Origin of the sequence: Variovorax sp. PAMC28562 (assembly GCF_014303735.1) — a bacterium.
Taxonomy (GTDB): Bacteria; Pseudomonadota; Gammaproteobacteria; order Burkholderiales; family Burkholderiaceae_C; genus Variovorax.
In genome coordinates this window covers 1,799,776-1,819,326 of record NZ_CP060296.1, presented here as the reverse complement: position 1 = coordinate 1,819,326, position 19,551 = coordinate 1,799,776, and the positions used below count along the sequence as shown (strand labels likewise).

General features: G+C 66.9%; 19 protein-coding genes. 1 reads left to right on the top strand and 18 read right to left on the bottom strand.

Annotation, left to right across the window (positions count from 1 at the left end):
• Positions 1-9: 9 nt before the first annotated feature.
• Together H7F36_RS08675 and H7F36_RS08670 are read right to left on the bottom strand one after the other, a co-directional pair.
• Positions 10-687, bottom strand: coding sequence for a TetR/AcrR family transcriptional regulator (locus H7F36_RS08675; protein ID WP_187054292.1), 678 nt, complete (start codon positions 685-687; stop codon positions 10-12).
• Positions 688-774: 87 nt separating this feature from the next.
• On the bottom strand, positions 775-1,533 hold the full coding sequence (locus H7F36_RS08670) for an SDR family oxidoreductase (protein WP_187054291.1): 759 nt from the start codon (positions 1,531-1,533) through the stop codon (positions 775-777).
• A 114-nt stretch (positions 1,534-1,647) separates the two neighbouring features.
• Between H7F36_RS08670 and H7F36_RS08665 the strand changes: the two genes are divergently transcribed.
• Positions 1,648-2,532 (top strand): LysR family transcriptional regulator, encoded by an 885-nt coding sequence (locus H7F36_RS08665; protein WP_187054290.1) that lies wholly within the window; start codon positions 1,648-1,650, stop codon positions 2,530-2,532.
• Positions 2,533-2,552: 20 nt separating this feature from the next.
• On the opposite strand, the gene H7F36_RS08660 is transcribed toward H7F36_RS08665, so the two are convergent.
• The 16 genes from H7F36_RS08660 to H7F36_RS08585 form a co-directional block, all read right to left on the bottom strand.
• Positions 2,553-3,416 (bottom strand): oxaloacetate decarboxylase, encoded by an 864-nt coding sequence (locus tag H7F36_RS08660; protein WP_187054289.1) that lies wholly within the window; start codon positions 3,414-3,416, stop codon positions 2,553-2,555.
• The gene (locus tag H7F36_RS08655) at positions 3,406-4,875 is read right to left on the bottom strand and encodes an FAD-dependent oxidoreductase (protein WP_187054288.1); all 1,470 of its coding nucleotides are present in this window, start codon (positions 4,873-4,875) and stop codon (positions 3,406-3,408) included. The genes H7F36_RS08660 and H7F36_RS08655 overlap by 11 nt, the downstream gene beginning before the upstream one ends.
• Positions 4,872-5,486: a cysteine hydrolase family protein gene (locus H7F36_RS08650; protein ID WP_187054287.1), complete on the bottom strand. Its 615-nt coding sequence runs from the start codon at positions 5,484-5,486 to the stop codon at positions 4,872-4,874. Before H7F36_RS08650 ends, H7F36_RS08655 begins: the two co-directional genes overlap by 4 nt.
• Positions 5,483-7,576 carry a hydantoinase/oxoprolinase family protein gene (locus H7F36_RS08645; RefSeq protein ID WP_187054286.1) on the bottom strand — a complete coding sequence of 698 codons (2,094 nt, stop codon included), beginning with the start codon at positions 7,574-7,576 and terminating at the stop codon, positions 5,483-5,485. The genes H7F36_RS08650 and H7F36_RS08645 overlap by 4 nt, the downstream gene beginning before the upstream one ends.
• Positions 7,573-9,252 carry a hydantoinase B/oxoprolinase family protein gene (locus H7F36_RS08640; protein WP_187054285.1) on the bottom strand — a complete coding sequence of 560 codons (1,680 nt, stop codon included), beginning with the start codon at positions 9,250-9,252 and terminating at the stop codon, positions 7,573-7,575. Before H7F36_RS08640 ends, H7F36_RS08645 begins: the two co-directional genes overlap by 4 nt.
• Complete coding sequence (locus H7F36_RS08635) at positions 9,245-9,754, bottom strand: 3-isopropylmalate dehydratase (RefSeq protein WP_410003083.1); 510 nt, start codon at positions 9,752-9,754, stop codon at positions 9,245-9,247. The genes H7F36_RS08640 and H7F36_RS08635 overlap by 8 nt, the downstream gene beginning before the upstream one ends.
• Before the next feature lie 2 nt (positions 9,755-9,756).
• Positions 9,757-11,061, bottom strand: a complete 1,305-nt coding sequence (locus H7F36_RS08630; RefSeq protein WP_187054283.1) for a 3-isopropylmalate dehydratase large subunit — start codon at positions 11,059-11,061, stop codon at positions 9,757-9,759.
• The gene (locus tag H7F36_RS08625) at positions 11,058-12,011 is read right to left on the bottom strand and encodes a tripartite tricarboxylate transporter substrate binding protein (protein ID WP_187054282.1); all 954 of its coding nucleotides are present in this window, start codon (positions 12,009-12,011) and stop codon (positions 11,058-11,060) included. The genes H7F36_RS08630 and H7F36_RS08625 overlap by 4 nt, the downstream gene beginning before the upstream one ends.
• 15 nt (positions 12,012-12,026) lie before the next feature.
• The gene (locus H7F36_RS08620) at positions 12,027-12,737 is read right to left on the bottom strand and encodes an ABC transporter ATP-binding protein (protein ID WP_187054281.1); all 711 of its coding nucleotides are present in this window, start codon (positions 12,735-12,737) and stop codon (positions 12,027-12,029) included.
• Positions 12,734-13,525, bottom strand: a complete 792-nt coding sequence (locus H7F36_RS08615) for an ABC transporter ATP-binding protein (protein WP_187054280.1) — start codon at positions 13,523-13,525, stop codon at positions 12,734-12,736. Before H7F36_RS08615 ends, H7F36_RS08620 begins: the two co-directional genes overlap by 4 nt.
• Positions 13,518-14,576: a branched-chain amino acid ABC transporter permease gene (locus H7F36_RS08610; RefSeq protein ID WP_187054279.1), complete on the bottom strand. Its 1,059-nt coding sequence runs from the start codon at positions 14,574-14,576 to the stop codon at positions 13,518-13,520. Before H7F36_RS08610 ends, H7F36_RS08615 begins: the two co-directional genes overlap by 8 nt.
• Positions 14,573-15,445 (bottom strand): branched-chain amino acid ABC transporter permease, encoded by an 873-nt coding sequence (locus tag H7F36_RS08605; RefSeq protein ID WP_187054278.1) that lies wholly within the window; start codon positions 15,443-15,445, stop codon positions 14,573-14,575. The genes H7F36_RS08610 and H7F36_RS08605 overlap by 4 nt, the downstream gene beginning before the upstream one ends.
• Positions 15,446-15,467: 22 nt before the next feature.
• On the bottom strand, positions 15,468-16,682 hold the full coding sequence (locus H7F36_RS08600; RefSeq protein ID WP_187054277.1) for an ABC transporter substrate-binding protein: 1,215 nt from the start codon (positions 16,680-16,682) through the stop codon (positions 15,468-15,470).
• A 25-nt stretch (positions 16,683-16,707) separates the two neighbouring features.
• On the bottom strand, positions 16,708-17,526 hold the full coding sequence (locus H7F36_RS08595) for a GntR family transcriptional regulator (protein ID WP_261802625.1): 819 nt from the start codon (positions 17,524-17,526) through the stop codon (positions 16,708-16,710).
• 71 nt (positions 17,527-17,597) lie between these two features.
• Positions 17,598-18,704 (bottom strand): mandelate racemase/muconate lactonizing enzyme family protein, encoded by a 1,107-nt coding sequence (locus H7F36_RS08590; RefSeq protein ID WP_187054276.1) that lies wholly within the window; start codon positions 18,702-18,704, stop codon positions 17,598-17,600.
• A gap of 31 nt (positions 18,705-18,735) precedes the next feature.
• Positions 18,736-19,551 carry a transporter substrate-binding domain-containing protein gene (locus H7F36_RS08585; RefSeq protein WP_187054275.1) on the bottom strand — a complete coding sequence of 272 codons (816 nt, stop codon included), beginning with the start codon at positions 19,549-19,551 and terminating at the stop codon, positions 18,736-18,738.

Sequence of the window (19,551 nt, the reverse complement as noted above, 5' to 3'; positions counted from 1 at the left end):
CGGGGTGACTCAGCGCACGCGCTTGAGCGGCAGCTTGGTGGCGGCAGGGCGCGGCGCAGCCGGCGTGGCACAGCGCTCGAGCAGGTTGTCGAAGCCGCGACGGGCCCGCTCGATCGAGCCGGGCACCCGCAGAAAGCGCGCTTCGTAATGGAGGGCGAGGATGAGGCCGTGGGTTTCGAAAGCGATCTGTCGCGCGTCGGCGTCGGCCGCGAGGTGCGCTTCGTCCTGGGACTGCACGATGGCGCGCAACACTGCGGCCTGCCAGATGCTGACCGACTCGACCAGCGCATCGCGCACGGGGCCGGGGCGGTCGTCGAACTCGGTCGCGCCGCTGATGTAGATGCAGCCGGAGTCGATTTCTTCCGACGTGCGCTTCATCCAGTTGTCGAACATGGCACGCAGCCGCGGCAGCCCTCGCGCGACGGAAAGCGCGGCGTAGAACACTTCCTGCTCGAAGCGCGCGTGGTACTCGCGCACCACCGAAATCTGCAGTTCCTCACGCGAACCGAAATGAGCGAACACGCCCGACTTGCTCATCTTCGTGATCTCGGCCACGGCGCCGATCGACAGGCCTTCCAGGCCGATCTGCTGCGCCAGGTTGAGCGCGGCGTCGACGATCACGGCTTTGGTCTGCTGCCCCTTCTGGGCCGCGCGTGCGTTTTTGGCGGGAACGGCATCGAGGGACATGGGTGGTACAAAATAAAACGAACGGTCGTTCTATTTTGCACGCATTGACCCTGCGCCGGTCAAAGTCCGACGGTGACGAAAGGTTAATTAGAAGTCTTGGGACACCGGCCGCAGCACGACTTCGTTGATGTCTACGTTGGCCGGTTGCTCCACCGCATAGACCACCGCGCGCGCCACCGAAGCGGCCGGAATCTGACTGGCTTCATAGAAAGCCTGCACGCCAGCGGCACTTTCAGGATCGGTGGTGTTGAACTTCAGTTCCGACTCGACCGCGCCGGGCGAGACGATGGTCACGCGAATGCCGCTGTTACCCACTTCGACACGCAACCCTTCCGAGATGGCGCGCACCGCGTACTTGGTCGCGCTGTAGACCGTGCCGATCGGTGTGAACACCTTGAAGCCGGCGATCGACGACACGTTGACGATGTGCCCGCTGCCTTGCGCCTGCATGCGCGGCAGCACCGCTGCAATGCCGTAGAGCACGCCCTTGATGTTGACGTCGATGGTTTGATCCCACTCGTCGACCTTGAGCTTGTCGATCGGCGACAGCGGCATCACGCCCGCGTTGTTGACCAGCACGTCGATGCGGCCGAACGCCTCGACCGTGGCGGCGGCCAGGCGCTCCAGGTCGGCGCGCTTGGTCACGTCGGTGGCGACGGCGATGGCTTCGCCGCCGGCTTCCCGGATCTCGGCGACCACCTTGTCGAGCCGGTCGGTGCGTCGCGCGGCCAGCACCACCTTCGCGCCGCGCGCGGCCAAGTGACGTGCAGTCGATTCGCCGAGCCCGCTGCTGGCGCCGGTGACGATGGCGACCTTGCCTTTGATGTTGTCTTGGATGGATGTCATGGAGATTTCCTTTGGCGGTTGGTTGAAGAAGTGCCGCCAGTGTCGAAAATCGCGGTGTTCCCGTAAATGAAGCGTTGTCGACTTCAGAATTCCAAGATCGGGAATACTCGCTGCATGTCCAATCGCCTCGAAACCCTGCGCGTGTTCTGCACCGCCGCCGATGCCGCCAACTTCCGTGAAGCAGCCGTGCGCCTGTCGGTGTCGCCTCAAGTCGTGACCCGCGCGGTGCGCGAGCTGGAAGAAGACCTGGGCGAGCCGCTGTTTCACCGCAGCACGCGCGGCGTGCGGCTCACCGAGTTCGGTAGCCAGCTTGCAGAACGTGCGCGCACGGCGGTCGGCGGTGTCGACGAGCTGTTCCACCGCACCGACCGGCGCGCGCTGTCGCAGCATGCGGGCACGGTCCGCGTCACCGCGCCGCATGTGTACGCACGGCTCATTCCGCAGGCGCTGGCGCCGTTGCTGGCGAGCTATCCGGGACTGGTGCTCGACCTGCGCCTTTCCGAGCAACATGCCGACGTGGTCGATCAGCAGATCGACATCGGCGTGCGCGCGGGCCCGATGCGCGACGCCCGCTTCGTCGCGCGCAGCGTGGGGCGCATGTCGCTGCACGTGGTGGGCGCACCGTCGCTGATCGAAAAGGTCGGCACGCCACACGACCTCGCTGCGTTGTCAGCGCTGCCGCTCACCGCACTGATCGACCGCAGCTCGGGTCGACCCTGGCCATGGGCCTTCAGCAGGAAGCGACTGGTCACCGTGTCGTTGCCTGCGTTCCTGACCGATGACATCGACGCGGAATGCGCCGCCGTGCTGGCGGGGGTCGGCTTCGGCCAGCTCATCGGGCCACTGGCCGAGCCGTGGCTACAGTCCGGCGCGCTGGTGGCCGTGCTCGCAGCCGACGCGCCCGAGCCCTGGCCGATCCAGGTCTATCGCCCGCAGCGCTCGCCGGTGCCGGCGCGGGTGCGACTGGTGTACGACGCGCTGATTCGTGCGTTCAAGTGACGGGCTCGCTCAGTCGAAAGTCATTCGTATTTCTGTCCGTTCCGAATCAATTCCGGCGTGCCGATGACTTCGTTCAGTCCATCGAAATCCAGCATGCGATCGCGCCACGGCTGCGTGGTGCGATGGGCCTGCAGGCTGCCGTAGTAGCCCTGCAGCGTGTGGACGACCGCGCGCGCGGTGCCACCCGGAAAGATCGCGATGCGAAAGCCGTGCGCCTGCAATGCATCGGCGTCGTGAATCGGCGTCTTGCCGCCTTCGACCATGTTCGCCAGCAGCGGCACGCGATGCGCGAAGCGGCTGCAGGCCGCGTCCATCTGCTCGGGTGAGCGCAGCGCCTCGATGAAGAGCGCGTCCACGCCGGTCGCCAGATAGGCTTCGGCGCGGTCGAGCGCCGCGTCCAGTCCTTCGACGGCCGCAGCATCGGTGCGGGCGAGGATCAGCGTGTCGGCGGAAGTGCGCGCGTCGAGCGCGGCCTGCAGCTTGCCGACCATCTCGCGCACCGGCACCACGGTCTTGCCGTCGAGGTGGCCGCAGCGCTTGGGAAAGGTCTGGTCTTCGATCTGGACCATCGCGGCGCCCGCGCGCTCGAAGCCGCGCACCGTGCGCTGGGTGTTGAGCGCGTTGCCGAAGCCGGTGTCGGCATCGACGATGACCGGCAGTCGCACCCGCTCGGTGATGCGCGAAAGCGTGTCCTCGACCTCGGTGAAAGTGGTGAGGCCGATGTCGGAGCGACCGAGCCGCGTGTAGGCGATCGAGGCGCCCGAAAGATACAGCGCCTCGAAACCTGCCTGCTCCGCCACCAGCGCGCTGAGGGCGTCGTAGACGCCGGGCGCGAGCACGATGTCGTTGCGCGCCAGCCGGGTCTTCAAAGTTTCATTCGCCATTCGATTCCTTCAGGTTGCCGATGAGCTTGGCCGCCGTGGCTGCAGTCGCTGCAGTCGCTGCAGTCGCTGCGGCAAGGTAGCCACCCGCCACCGCGCTCAGCAAGCCGTTGCCGGAGAGATAGCCCCATACCGCATTGCCCGACACACCGCCCGCTGCCCCCCCGGCGGCCAGCAGGTTGGGCAGCACGCTGCCGTCTTGGCGCAGCACGCGCATGTCGGGTGCGACATCGAGGCCGCCCTGCGTATGGAACAGCGCACCCGTGACCTTCACCGCGAAGTACGGCGCCGCGAGCACGCGCGAAAAGCTGCGACCGTCGGGCTGCGCTGACGCATAGCCCATGCCCATGACATCGAGCGTGGCTTGCAAAACGATCTCGTCGCAACCGATGCACGCGGCCAGTTGCGCCACGGATTCGCAGCGGCGCAAAGCACCCACTGACTCCGCTTCGCAGAAGTCCGGAAAGCCCCGCGCCAGCGCGAGCAGCGGCGTGTCGAACACGTTCCAGGCGATGCCGTCCGGCTGCGCCAGCACCTGCACCGCGGCCTCGGAATAGCCCCGCGTTTCGTCGTGGAAACGCCGGCCTTCGCGGTTCACCTGGATGCCGCCTTCCATCATCACGGCCCAGGTCATCAGTGCCCCCTGCGGCGTCACCCAGGAGCCGTGGCCCTGGTACCCGCCGAGATCGCGCAGTCGCGTCCCGAGTGCTTCGCCCCAAAGGATGGCGCTGCCGTCGTTGCCGGCATGACCACCGAAGGTCGCATCCGCCATCTCGGGCAGCAGCGTGCTCACCATCTCCGCATTGCCGCCGAAGCCGTTGCAGGCCAGCAGCAGCACATCGCACGCCAGTCGTTCTTCACGGCCATCGGGGCGCTGGTAGCCGACGCCGATGACGCGGTCTTCGGTATCGAGCCACAGCGTGTCGACCAGCGCCTGCGTCAGCACCGGAATGCCCGCGGCTTCCACCGCTGCCTGCAACCGCGCCATCAACGCCGCGCCGGTCTTCTGCGGCAGTGCGTGCATGCGATGCCGGCTGTGGCCGGGATAGAGAAAGCCATCGAGCACGATCCAGTCGAATCCGTGCCGCTGTTGCAACGCGTCGAGCGCCGGGCCGATCGCTTGCGCGTACGCCTGCACCAGCGCAGGGGCCGCATCGCCATGCGCCTTGGCCTGGATGTCGGCGGCAAAGCGATCGGCGCTGTCGTCGACGATGCCCTGCGCCCGTTGCGCGCGCGTGTCCGGCGCGGGGATGAATCCCGACGACAGCGCGGTCGATCCGCTGGGCACTGCGTCGCGTTCGAGTACCACGCAGTCGATGCCCACGTCGTGCAGCATCAGCGCCGCGGTGAGGCCGCATGCGCCGGCGCCGACGATGGCGACCGAGGTTCGCACCTCTGCATCGATTCGGCTGGCGCGGCGTATCTCGCGCTTCAAGGCAGAGGTCGATCCCGTCGCGGTCATGCCAACGCGCCCACGAAGGCCCTGCAGTCAGTGACCTCCGCCACGTTGCGCATGTCGGCCAGCGATATTTGATGTCGCTCGTCGCCGAACGCGGCGCAGCCATCGCCCAGCACCAGGGTGCGGTAGTCGCGCATGTGAGCGTCGCGCACCGTGCTGGCCACGCCGCCGTTGGTGACGATGCCGCACACCGCCACCGTGTCGATGCCGGCGCGCCGCAACACCCAGTCGAGCTGCGTGTTGAAGAAGGCCGAGTAGGCGACCTTGCTCACGGTCACATCGATCAGCCCGCCCAACGCATCGACATTGGCCTGGCCCCAGCTGCCGGCCGCGAAGTCGCCCTGCTTCAGGTACGGGCGCAGCGCCATCAGGTGCGGCGAGATCATCGGCGCACCCGACGCATCGGGCCACAGCGTGAACTGGCTGGCGACGACGAGCCCTCCCGCAGCCTTCAGCGCGCGTGCGACTGCAGCGACCCGCTCGGGCAAAAGCAACGCCGGCGGGTTGGTGTCACCACCGCGTGCGTAGGCGCCCTTCGCATCGAGGAAGTCGTTCTGCAGGTCGATGATGACCAGCGCGGTCTTCAGCGCGACGAGGGTTGCGCCGGTGCTCACGACAGCCGCACCAGCAGGTTGCCGAAGGCATCGACCTCGGCATGAAAACCAGGCTCGAGCCACACCGTGGTGTCGGCCTGCTCCAGGATCGCCGGCCCGTCGATGCGCGCGCCGACCGGCAAGTCCAGCCGTGCATAGCGTGTCGCGTCGTGCCATCGGCCCTGATGAAACACGCGCTGCGTTCCGAGCGGCGCGGTGCTGCCCACGCCTTCGGGTGCCAGCACCGCCAGGTCGAACTTGGGTCGCACGCCGATGCGCGCATAGCGCAGGTTCATCACGCGGATCGGAATGCCATCGAGCACGCGACCGAAGGCGACGGCGTAGGCGGCCTCGAAGGCGCTGCGAATCGACTCGCGCGTCAACGTCGCCCCGCTGCCTTCGGGCAAGGTCACGGGCAAGGTGTGGGTCTGCCCCGCATAGAACATGTCGAGCGCCACCACTTCGCGCACTGCATCGAAGCGGACGCCCGATGAATCGAGCCGCGCCTGACACGATGCCGCGAGCGTCGCGACACGTTGTCGCAGATCGTCGACGTCGACATCGGCGAGCGGCCGGTTGATCGTCTGCACCGCGTCGTGCCGCATGTCGGCGATCACGCAGCCCAATGCCGAGGTGACGCCGGGATAGCGCGGCACGATGCCGGTCGAGACACCGACCTCGCGCATCATGGCGCACACATGCAGCGCGCCGCCGCCGCCGAAGGGCATGTAAGCGAACTTGCGCGGATCGTGCCCGCGCTCGATCGACACCAGCCGGATCGCGCCGGCCATGCGCGCGTTGGCCACCGTGAGGATGGCTTCCGCCGCCGCATACACATCGAGCCCGAGCGGCTGTGCCACATGCAGCTCGATCGCTTCGCGCGACTTCTCTGCATCGAGCGCTGCCAGCAAGCCACCACCGAGTGGACGATCGGCAGCGATGCGACCGAGCAGCACGTTGGCATCGGTGACGGTCGGGCGCATGTTGCCGCGGCCGTAGCAGGCAGGGCCGGGCACGCTGCCGGCCGACTCGGGCCCGACCTGCAGCATGCCGCTCGCATCGACCGAGGCGATCGAACCACCGCCGGCACCGATGGTCTCGATCTGGATCATCGGCGAGCGGATCACCATGCCGAACTCGATCGCGGTCTGCGCGGCCAGCGCCGCTTCGCCGTTGGCGACCAGCGACACGTCGAACGACGTACCGCCCATGTCGCCGGTAATCGCATCCGGAAAGCCGGCGGCGCGCGCGATGGCGGCGCAGGCGATGACGCCTGCGGCCGGGCCGGAGAGCGCGGTGCGCACCGGCAGGTCACTGGCAGTCTGGCGCGACATGACGCCGCCGTTGCTTTGCACCACCAGCAACTCGCCGTCGAAACCCTGCGCGCGCAGGTCGGATTCGAGGCGCGCCAGGTAGCTGCCCACGACCGGCTGCAGCGCCGCATTGAGCGTGGCGGTCGAGCAGCGCTCGAACTCACGGATCTCGGGCAACACTTCGTGCGCCGATGTGACATGCGCGTTCGGCCAAAGTTCGCGCACGGCGGCCACCGCCTGTTGCTCGTTCACCGGGTTGGCGTAGGTGTTGATGAAGAAGACACAGACCGCTTCGCAACCGGCTTCGAGCAGCGCACGGGTCTGCTGGCGCACCTGCTCCAGATCGACCGGCGTGTGCAGCGTGCCGTCGGCCAGCACGCGCTCGTCGACCTCCAGCCGCAGGTCGCGCGGCACCACCGGCAGGAAGGCGCCGCGCAGTCCCCAGGTTTGCGGCCGGTCGCGCCGACGCATCTCCAGAACGTCACGAAAACCACGCGTCGTGATGATGCCGGTGCGCGCCACCTTGCGCTCCAGCAGCGCGTTGGTGCCTACCGTAGTGCCGTGCACGATGGTAGCGATGGCCGCAGCCGAATCGGCCACGCGCGCCACGCCGTTCATGAAGCCGCGCGCTTCTTCGCCGCGGGTCGACGGCACCTTGACGATGCGCGCAGTGCCCTTCGCTTCGTCGAGCACGAAGAGGTCGGTGAAGGTGCCGCCGACATCGACGCCCACCACGAGTCCGGACGCCAGACCCGATGCAAGTCCGGACGTGCTCTCTTTGTTGTTGATTTCCGTCATTTCACATAGCCCATTGCGTGGTCGTTCTTCTGCGCTTCTTCACTGCGTTCGGCGAACGGACCCCAGCCACCGCCGCCCGGTGTCTCGAGCCGCACGCGCTCGCCCTGCGCCAGCCGGATGCCGTGCATCTTCGACACCATCGGCGGCGTCTGCCACTCGCCATCGTTCTCGTAGCGGAACACATTGAGCGCGCCGCTTCCGCCGCCGGCGATGCCCTTGGGCGGCGAGCTTCCGCGCTCGCCGAACAGGTAGACCTCGGCATCTTTCTCGAGCAGTTCGATCTCGTAGACCGCGCCCAGTCCGCCGCGGTATTGGCCTTCGCCGCCCGAGTCCGGCCGCAGCGACCATTCGGTGAAACGCACCGGGTACGCGGCCTCGAGGATCTCCAACGGCGGGATGGTGGCGGTGGAGATCGGCGCGTTGGCGTGCGACAAACCGTCGCCTGCCGAGTGGCCGCCATGACCACCGCCGAAGAAACTGAACAGCACCCAGCGCTGACCCTTGCGTGCCGCATCGGTGCGATGCCCCGCGATCGACAGCGCGTTGATGGTGCCGTAGGCATGCGCCACCGCGCGGTGCGGATCGGCTTGCGCGGCGGCGCTGAAGATGACGTCGATCATGCGCAGGATGGTCTCGGTGTAGCCGCCGACCGGACGCGGCCGCTCGCAGGTGATCACCAGCTTGTCGGGCATGACGAAATCGACCGCGTCGAGTACGCCGGCGTTGGCCGGCACGTCCGGGAACAGGTGCTTGAGCGCGACGTAGCAGGCCGCCACCGACGTGGCGCGCGAAATGTTGACCGGCCCCGCGCACTGCGGCGAGGTGCGCGAGAAGTCGAGCGTGAGCCGGTCGCCCGCCACCGTCATGTCGAGCGCGATGGTCAGCGGCTCGTTCACGATGCCGTCGTTGTCGAGCAGGTCCTCGAAGCTGTAGCGGCCGTCGGGCAATGAAGCGATGTGCGAGCGCATCAGCTTGAGCGCGCGGCTGCGCAGCTCACCCATGGCTTGCAGCACGGTGGCGTCGCCGTACTCGTCGAGCAGGCCGTCGAGGCGACGGGTGCCGAGCTGCAGCGCGGCGAGCTGGCCGTTCAGGTCGCCCCAGAGGCTGTCTGGCAGGCGCGTGTTGGCGCGCAGGATGGCGAGCACGTCGGGGTCGAGCACGCCGTTGCGCACGATGCGCACCGGCGGGATCTGCACCGCCTCCTGCCAGCATTCGGTGGCGGCCGGGTTGTAGTTGCCGGGCACTGCGCCGCCGACGTCGTGCCAATGCGCGGCCGAGGCCATGTAGCAGTACAGCTTGCCGCCGCGAAAGAAGGGCTTCACCAGCTTGAAGTCGTTGGCGTGCGTGCCGCCGTCGTACGGATCGTTGCTGATCCAGATGTCGCCGTCCTGCATGCCGCCACGTGGCTCGGCGGCGCTGGCGGTAGCGCGCACCGCGAAAGCCATCGCGCCGACGAACACCGGCAAGCCCGACTTGCCCTGCACCAGCGTGTCGCCGGTCGTCGCATCGTAGAGGCCGTGGCAGGCGTCGTGCGCCTCGGCAATGATGGGATTGAAGGCGCTGCGATACAGCGTTGCGTCCATCTCGTCGGCCACCTGTTCAAGGCGGCCGCGCAGCACGGCGAGCGTGACGGGGTCGAGCACGGCAGGTGCCGCAAGGGTTGTGTTGTCAGGCATCGAGGGGTTCCTTGCCAGCACGCTGGCGTAACTGATTCATCAAGCCGCCGGCTCGCACCATGTCGACCAGAAAGCCGGGGATGGCTTCGCAGGCGAGGCGCGTGCCGTCGGGGTCGATCACGGCGGGTTCCATCAGATCGAGGGCGATGCGATCGCCATCCTTCAACGTCTCGGCTTCGGCGCAGGTGAGCAGCAGCAGGCCGACGTTGAATGCGTTGCGGAAATACAGCCCGCTGTACGAAGGCGCGATCACCGCGGCCACGCCCAGGTGCACCAGCGCTGCGGCGGCTTGCTCACGAGAGGAGCCGATGCCGAAGTTGGGTCCGGCCACGATCACGTCGCCGGGCCGCACTCCGCGTGCGAACTCGGGGCGCACGGTCTCGAGGCAGTAGGTCGCGATGACGTCGATGCCGTGCTTCATCGCATGCCCGGGTGCGAGCAGGTCGGTGTCGATGTCGGCGCCGAGGCGCCAGACCTTGTGAAGTGTGGGCGGTGGTTGCATGGTCATGCCAGCACCTCGCGCGGGTCGGTCACGCGGCCCCGCAAGGCTGCAGCCGCCACGGTGTAGGGTGAACCCAGGTAGACCCGTGCACTCGGCGAGCCCATGCGCCCCTTGAAGTTGCGGGCGGTGGTCGACATCACCGTGATGTCGTCGCCCATCGGATCGCCGTAGCCGGCGCAGGCGCCGCACGCGGTGGGGAACAATTCGGCGCCGGCGTCCATCAAGGCCTGCAGCACGCCTTCGTCGCGCGCCAGTTCCTGGTCGCGAAGGCTGGCGGGCGCAACGATCAGCCGAATGCCTGCGGCCACCTTGTGGCCGCGCAATACCTCCGCCGCGGCACGCAGGTCTTCCAGCTTGGCGCCAGTGCAGGCGCCGATGTAGGCGACGTCGATCGGCGTGCCCGCATAGTGGCTCACGCCCAGGGAGTTGGCCGGGCTGTGCGGTGCGGCCACATGCGGCTCGAGCGTCGCGGCATCGAAGCGGTGCTGGGTGAGCACCGCGTCCGCGTCGGTGAACCACGGCGTCGGGTCGACCGGCGGTGCGCCGGCTTCTGCCAGAAACGCCGCGGTCGTCGCATCGGGTGCGATCAGGCCGGCCTGCGCACCGAGCTCGGCGCTCATGTTGGAAAGCGTCATCCGCTCCTGCATCGACAACGCCGCGACCGCCGGCCCGGCGAACTCGACCGCCTGGTAGCGCCCGCCGTTCATGCCGAAGCGGCCGAGCATGTGCAGCATCATGTCCTTGGCGGTCACGCCGCGCGGCAGCGCGCCGTCCCACCACATGCGGATGGTCTCGGGCACGCGCAGCCAGATCTCGCCCATGACCACCACGCCCAACATCTCCGTGCTGCCGACACCGAACATGTAGGCACCGAAAGCACCGCCGGTCGGCGAGTGCGAATCGCCGCCGACGCACAGCATGCCGGGACGGATGTGGCCGTGCTGCGGCACCACCACGTGGCAGATGCCCATGCTGTCGTAGACGTGCGGCAGGGCTTGCTCACGCGCCCAGTCGCGCGCGATGCGCACGATGCGGCGCGAGTCGTCGTCGCGCTCGGGCACGTAGTGGTCCATCACCAATACGACGCGCGACTTGTCCCATATCTGCGCACCCAGTTCTTCCAGCATCGGCTGCAACCTGCGCGGGCCCGACGAGTCGTGGAACATCGCCATGTCGACCTTGCAGGTGACGATCTCGCCGACCGCAACGCGCTCGCGACCGCAGGCGTGTGCGATCAGTTTCTGGGCCAGCGTCTGGCCGGCCGCCGTACGGGTGGCGCTTCCGCCGGTAGGGGCAATGCTCGTCATTCGGGCTTGGCTCCGGAGAACTTCACGACCTCGCCCCAGCGCGCGATCTCGCTGTCGACGAAGGCCGAAAACTGCGCGGGCGAATTGCCGACGGCTGTCGCGCCTTCGGTGTCGAGGCGCTTGCGCATCTCGGGCTGGACGATGGCCTTGCGCGCCGCATCGCCGAGACGGCTTGCCAGTTCGGGCGGCATGCGGCCGGGGCCGAACAGGCCGAACCAGGCACTCGACTCGTAACCCGGCAGCACTTCGGCGATCGCGGGCACGTCGGGAAACTCGGGCAGCCGCTTGGCGCTGGTGACGCCCAGCGCCTTCAGCTTGCCGGCCTTGATGTGCGCCTGCACGTTGCCGATGGCGGCGAACATCAGCTGCACCTGGCCGGCCAGCACGTCTTGCACGGCCGGTGCGGTGCCGCGGTACGGGATGTTCACGATGAACACGCCCGACTGCATCTTGAAAGCCTCGCCCGCCATGTGCAGCGACGAGCCCAGCGCACCGATCGCGAAGTTGAGCTGGCCGGGCTTGGCCTTGGCCAGCGCGATCAATTCGCGCACATCCTTGGCCGGCACCGACGGATGCGCGACCAGGATCGACGGCGAGGTCGCGACGCAGGTGAGCGGCGTGAAGTCCTTGACCGGGTCGAACGGCAGGCTCGGATAGAGCGTCGCGTTGATCGCGTGACTGGTGAAGCTCATCAGCAGCGTGTTGCCATCGGGCGGCGACTTGGCCACCGCGTCGGCTGCGATGTTTCCGCCAGCGCCCGGCTTGTTCTCGACCACCACCACGCGGCCCAGCAGCGGTCCCATGCTGACGGCCAGCGAGCGAGCGAGCGTGTCGGTCGAGCCGCCTGCGGGGGCGCCGACGAGGATGCGGAGGGGCGCGCCACCGATCTGGGCGCGCGCTGTGCCGGCCGCCACCGCGGCAGAAGCCAAGAGCAGGTCACGACGTTTCATGGGGTTGTCTCTTTCTCAAAGGCCCAGATAGGCCCGGCGCAGTTCGTCGCTGCCGAGCAGCTCTTGCGGCAGCCCCGAGAAGCGCACGCTGCCGTTCTCCAGCACATAGGCGCGGTCGGCGATCTCCAGCGACTGGCCCACGTTCTGCTCGACCAGCAGCACGGCCAGCCCTTCGTCGCGCAGACGGCGGATCAGCGCGAACATCTCTTCGACCAGCAAGGGCGACAGGCCGAGCGAGGGTTCGTCGAGGATCAGCAGCACCGGTTCGGCCATGAGGCCGCGGCCGATCGCCAGCATCTGCTGCTCGCCGCCGCTCATGGTGCCGGCGTGTTGCTTGATGCGTTCCTTCAACCGCGGAAAGATGCCGAACACCTTCTCGAGGTTGGCGGCGCGGCGCTCGCGGGCGCGGGTGAACGAGCCGAGTTCGAGGTTCTCCAGCACGCTGAGGTTGGGGAACACCTTGCGGCCTTCGGGCACCTGGATCAAGCCGGCCTTCACCACGTCGCGGTAGTGCGCGCCGCTCAGGTCGTGACCGTCGAAGCGCACGCTGCCGCTCCAGGCCGGCACCAGTCCGCACACCACCTTGTTGAGGGTCGACTTGCCGGCACCGTTGCTGCCGAGCAGCGCGACCATCTCACCGGCGTTCACTTGCAGGTCGACGCCGCGCAGCACCTCGACGCGACCGTAGCCGCCGCGCAGTGCGGAGATCTCCAGCAGCGCTGTCATGTCGCTGCTCCCGATGCTGTTGTTGTTGCCACTGCGGCCGCTGCAGCCGCCTTGCGCAAGCGCGCTGCCGTGCCATGCCCCAGGTAGGCCTCGACCACCTTGTCGTCCGATGTGACCGTCGACGGATCGCCCTCGGCGATCAACTGACCTTGCGCCAGCACCCACACGTGTTCGGCAAGGTGCATCACCGCCTGCATCACGTGCTCGATCATCAGCACCGTCACGCCGCTGTCGGCGATGCCGCGCACCACCGGCATCATCTCGGCGATCTCCTGCGGGTTGAGGCTGGCGAGCACTTCGTCGAGCAGCAACAGCCGGGGTCGCGTGGCGAGAGCGCGGGCCAGTTCGAGCCGCTTGCGGCCGGCCACCGTGAGATCGGACGCGGGCTTGTCGAGCTGCGGCGCCAGACCGACCTGCCGCGCCACCTGCTCTGCACGATGCAACGCCGCGCTGCGGCTGCGCTCGTGCAGATGCACGCCGACCGCGATGTTCTCGCGCACGGTCTGCGCGGCAAAAGGCTTCACGATCTGGAAGGTCCGCGTCATGCCGAGCAGTGCGTTGCGGTGCGGTTCGCGGCCGGTGATGTCCTGGCCCGCGAAGTGCACCGTGCCGCTGTCCGGCTTGAGGAAGCCCGACATCAGCGCGAACAGCGTGGTCTTGCCGGCACCATTCGGCCCGATCAGCGCAGTGAGACTGCCTTCGCGCACCGACAGGCTGACGTTCTGCACCGCCTTCAGCCCACCGAAGGATCGCGACAGGCCGGCGATGGCGAGCAACGGCTCAGTCATTTCGTCTCCCTTTGCCGCTCTCTTTGCCGCCCGACTTGCCGCCCGACTTACCGCCCGAATCACCGCCACCGCTACCTGCCCAGAGCTGCCGCACCGACAACCCGATGCCCGCGATGCCGCGCGGCAGAAAGATCACGATCGCCACCAGCACCACGCCGTAGATCACCATGTTGATGCCCGGCAGTTCGCCGAACAGGTTGCGCGTGAGGTCGGCCAGCACATGCAGCACCACCGCACCGAGCACCGGCCCCCACAGCGTGCCCATGCCGCCGACGATGGCCGCGACCAGCGCTTCCACCGAGGTGACCGAGCCATAGGCGATCGCAGGGTCGATGTACTGGAACACCTGCACATAGAACGCACCGGCGGCACCCATGAACGCGCCCGAGATGCCGATGGCCGCGAGCTTGACGCGGAACGGGTCGACCCCGACCGCACGCGCTGCGTCTTCGTTGTCTCGCACCGCTTGCAGGTAGGCGCCGAAGCGCCCGTTGCGCAGCCACCAGGTCACCAGCAACGCCGTGACGACGAAGCCGAGCACCAGCCACAGCGAGCCTGCGCGCGTCGCGAACTGCATGTTGGCGACGGACTCGCGCAGCGGCACCATGAGCCCGACGCCGCCACCGGTGAAAGGCACCGAGAGCGCGACGATGCGGAAAACTTCAGCAAAGGCCAGCGTGACCAGAGCGAAGTAAGAGCCCTTGAGCCCGTAGCGAAAGCTCAGGCCCCCGACGAACAGCCCGACCGCCGCGCTGCCCGCCACCGCGAGCGGCAGCGCGAGCCACGGGTTGATGCCGCCCTGCAGCTGGGCGATGGCCTGGATGTAGGCACCGGTTCCAAAGAACAGCGCATGCCCAAAGGAGAACTGTCCGCCGAAGCCGCCCAGGATGTTCCACGCCTGCGCGATCAGCGTGGCATAGAGCGCCATCATCACGAAGTTGAGCGATGCACCGGAGCTCGTGACCAGCGGCAGGCAGGCCACCACCACCGCGAACAGCGCGATGCCGGCCAGCTGCCGAGCGCCTTGCCCCTGCCCCGCGAACCGGCTCACGCTTTGCTCCCGAACATGCCTTGCGGCCTGAACAGCACCACGCCGATGAAGATCGCGAAGATGCCGATCTGCCCGAGCGATTCACCCAGATACAGACCGCCGAGCGACTCGACGATACCCACCAGAAAGCCGCCGATCAGCGCCCCGACGAAGCTGCCCATGCCGCCGAGCACGACGATGGTGAAGGCCACCAGCACGAAGCCACCGCCGACCTGCGGGTTCACGTAGTAGGCCGGCAGCAGGAAGCAAGCTGCTGCGCCGAGACAAGCCAGGCCGATGCCGAAGCTCATCGCGTAGACATGCTCGACATCGATGCCCATGAGCTTGGCGCCCTCCTGCTCCTTGGCGACGGCGCGGATGGCACGGCCGAGGTCGGTACGGCCGATCACCCAGAACAACAACGCCGACGCCACCAGCGCCCCCGCGAAGGCCACCAGCTTGGGCACCGCGATCATCGCCGGCCCGATAGCGACCGTGCTCAGCGAATAGGCCGTGTCGATGCTGCGCGTGTCCGACTTGAAGAACAGCAACGCGAGGTTCTCCAGCACGATCGAGATGCCGAGCGTCGCCAGCAGGATGTTCTCGTCCTTGCCGTGCCCTGCCCGGTTGATCACGATGCGCTGCAGGCCGTACCCGAAGACGAACATGCCCGCCATCACGATCGGCAGCGCCGCGTACGGATCGACACCCAGCCGCTCTTTCATGAAGTACACCGCGTACAGCGCCACCATCAGGCAGGCGCCGTGGGCGAAGTTGATGATGTGCAGCACGCCGTAGATCAGCGTCAGGCCGAGTGCGATGAGTGCGTACACCGCACCGGTCGTCAGGCCGTTCAGCGTCGACGAAAAGAGAATCCCGGGATCGAACATGCGGCTGAAGTGAAGAACGCGATCAGGCCTTCAGCGGAAATACCGGCTCGACCTCACGGTAGTCGCGCGGAATGATGACCTTGATGTCGTTCTTGACCACCTGCGTCATCAAAGGCTGCGCGCCTTCGTTCTGGCCGTTGACGAATTTCGTCGGGCCGTACGGCATCACATGGTTGGAGAAGGTGCTCGATGCGAGCGCATCGATGAGCGCAGCACGATCGGTCGATTTGGCGCGCTCCAGCGCATCGGCCAGCAGGCCCATCGCGGTGTAGGTCATGAAGACCTCGTAGCTGAAGAACTGGCCCTTGGCCTCAACCCTTTTGCGCAGCTCTTGGGCGCGCTTGTCCTTGGGGTTGAACCAATGATTGCAGTCGATGATGCCGTTGGCCGCTTCCGGAAATTCCTTCACGAACTTGTAGCTCGACGCCGCACCGCCGAGCACCGAGAAGATCGCCTTGGGTGCTACCTTCTGCTGCTGCATCGTGCGCACCAGCAGCGCATATTCGTTGTAGTAGTTGGCCGGGATCACGATGTCGGGGTTGATCGACTTCATGCGCAGCACGATGTTGTTGAAGTCGCGCGTCGGATTGGCGTGCTTCACCACTTCCTTGACGTCGAAGCCGTAGCCCGGCAGCTCGCGCGCCAGCAAGGCGGCGGTGCCGGAGCCGAACAACGACTCCTCGTGAATGATCATCACCGTCTTGGCGGGGTTGCCGGCGGCGCGGTTGAGCACCAGCAGGTTTGCCATCGCGACCTCGGTCGATTTCTTGTACCCGGGCCCGAAGCGAAAGGTGTTCTTCAAGCCGCGCTCGACGATCTGGTCGGCCACGCCGACGTCTACCACGTGCGGCAGGTTGTACTTGGCCGCGGCTTGCGTGGTCGCAAGGCAGATGGCCGACGCGAAGGCACCGACGATGGCCGACACACCCGCCTCGTTCATCTTCTCGACCTCGGCCGCGCCGGCCTGTGGCTGCGACTGCGCATCCCCGAGCAAGGCTTCGAGCTGCGCACCGCCGAGCGATTTGATGCCGCCGCCCTTGTTGATGTCTTCGATCGCGAGTTGCGCACCGAGCCGGCATTGCTGGCCCGAATAGGCCAGCGCACCCGTCACCGGATGCAGCACGCCGACCTTGACTGTCTTCGGCTGCGCGCCGGCGACGAGCGGAAAGGCCACGGTGGAAGCCACGGCAGAGGCTACGGCGGCGGAATGCGAGATGAAGCGGCGACGGTTTTGCATGGTGGTTCCGGTCAAGTGAATCGGGCTAAGTGAATTGGGCTGAAAGATCTTTGCTGACCCACACCTTGGCATCGACGCTGCCGACGCGCGACAGCTCGAGTTCGTAGGTGTAGCGATCAGGGCGGTAGAAGCCGTGCAGCCATTGCACGGGTCGCTCCGCATCGTCGTAGATCAGGCGGCGCACGGCGAGCAGCGCGGTGCCGACGGCCACGTCCAGGCGCTCCGCCAGCACGTTGTCGGCAAGGCGCGCCGAGATGGTCTGGTGCGCACGCCCGACCCGCACGCCGGACTCTTCGAGCAGCATCAGGATCGGCTTCTTCGCGAGCTCACGCCGCCCGAACTTCCGTGCGATCTCGGCGGGCACATAGGTGGTGATATGGGACAACGGACCGGCGCCGGTGGAGCGCACCCGCACCGCTTTCTGCACCGGATCGCCGAGCTTCAGCTGCAGCGCCTCGGCGACTTGCGTGGAAGCCGTGATCGTGGCCACCTCGATCACCTTGACGGAGGTGTGTAGGCCCATCGTGACCAGGTTCTCGAGCAGGCCGCGCAGGTTGGCTCTCGCCATGCCGGGAGCCCCGGCATGGCCGCCACTACCGCCAGTTCCGTTGGTTGCTGGCGCCGCAGCCGGCACCACGAGTCGCGTGCGGCGCCCCGGCGTGCGCGAAATCAATCCTTCGGAAGAAAGCCGCTCCAGCGCCCGCCGCACCGTGACGCGCGCCACGCCGAACTGCGCCATCAACGCCAACTCGCCCGGCACGCCGTCCGAGAAGCGTCCTTCGTCGAGTTGCTCCCGCAGCACCAGGTAGACCTGGTGGTACTTGGGCAACGGCATCTGCGGCATCAGCGACATGCCGCCGATGTTTTGCTACTTCGAATGTTCTGTCAATGGGACATTTAGAGCGGCGCGGCGCTTCAACGAACGACGATCGGCTCGAACTTGCGCCGCGCCTTCAGTTGCGCCGGGTCCCATTCGATGCCGAGCCCCGGTGTTTCCGGCGCGACCGCGTGGCCGGCTTCGATCTGCAGACGGCTGGTCGTCAGATCATCGAGTTGCGGGATGTACTCGACCCAGCGCGAGTTGGGCACCGCGGCGCACAGGCTCACGTGCAGCTCCATTAAAAAATGCGGGCACATCGCGATGTTGTGCGCCTCGGCCAGGTGCGCGACCTTGAGCCATGGCGTGATGCCACCGATGCGCGCCACGTCGGCCTGCACGATCGAGCAGGCGCCCTGCTTCACGTACTCGCCGAACTGCGACAAGTGGTACATCGACTCGCCCACCGCGATCGGCACGCTGGTACTCGCGAGCAATTGCGCGTGTGCCGCCACATGCTCGGCGGGCATCGGCTCTTCGAACCAGGCGAGATCGAGCTCGGCGTACTGGTGCGCGCGCCGGATCGCTTCGGCCAGCGAGAAAGCCTGGTTGGCATCGACCATGAGGTCGAACCCCGGGCCGACCGCGTCGCGCACCGCCGACAGCCGCGCCATGTCTTCGGCCACATGCGGTTTGCCGACCTTGATCTTGGCGCCCAGAAAGCCTTGCGCCTTGGCCGCCAGCGTTTGCTCGACCAGCTCCGAAGGCGCCAGGTTCAACCAGCCGCCTTCGGTCGTGTAGACCGGAATGCGCGACTTGGCACCGCCCGCCATGCGCCACAGCGGCAGGCCCTGGGCCTTGCCGTTTCGGTCCCACAGCGCGGTGTCGATGGCGGCCAGTGCGAGGCTGGTGATGGCGCCGACAGCGGTGGCGTGCGTATGAAAGAACAAGTCACGCCAGATCGCTTCGTACTGCTGCGGGTCGCGGCCGATGAGCTGTGGCGCCAGGTGATCGCGCAGCAATGCGACGATCGACGAGCCGCCGGTGCCGATGGTGTACGTGTAGCCGATGCCTTCCGATCCATCGTCGCAGCGCATGGTGACCATCACCGTCTCCTGCGTCACGAAGGACTGGATGGCGTCGGTGCGAACCACCTTCGGCGGAATGTCGATCTGGGTGATCTCGACCTGGTCGATCTTTGCCATCGCGTGCGCCTTCGGGGTTCGGTTCGCTGGCTCAGGTGCCGTTCTTCGTCACTTCGTCAGGCAGATCGGCACCGTGGAACTTCTTGTAGATCGCGTTGAGCTTGCCGTTCTTGAGGTTGGTGCGCACCCAGGCATCGACCTTCTCCTTGAGCTTTGCCTCGCCCTTCTTGAAGCCGACCGCAAGCATGTTGACCTTCATGACGAACTTCACTTCCATCTGCTTGGCCGGGTTCTTTTCGTTGATGGTTTTAAGCAGCGAAGGAGCGGTCGCGAAGATGTCGGCCTGGTTGCTGACGATGGCCGTGATCGATGTCGCATCGTCGTCGAAGCGCACGATGGTCGCGTCTTTTGGAAGGATCTTGGTCACCTCCTGGTCGTTGGTGGTGCCACGCGTCGAGATCACTTTCTTACCCGACAGATCGGCCGCGCTGGTGATGGCCATGCCCTTGGGGGCGCCCACGACGGCAGCGATGCCGGCATAGGGAATGGAGAAATCGACGACCTTCTCGCGCTCGGGCGTGACCGAGAGGCTGGAGATCACGATGTCGGCCTTGTCGGTCTGCAAGAACGGAATGCGATTGGCGCCCGTGGTCGGCACGATCTCGAGTTCCAGCCCAAAGTCTTTGGCGAGCAACTGAGCCGTCTCGACATCGGAGCCGGTGGAATTCAGCTTGTCGTCCTTCATGCCGTAGGGCGGTACCGCCATGTCGATGGCGATGCGGATCTTCTTGGCGGCGGTGATGGTGTCGAGCTGGTCGGCGTGCGCGGTGACGGCGCTGAGTGCGGCGCCTGCGAGCAGCAGGCTGGACAGCAGGACGTTGAGGTGGCGGCGTTGCAGGTTTTTCAT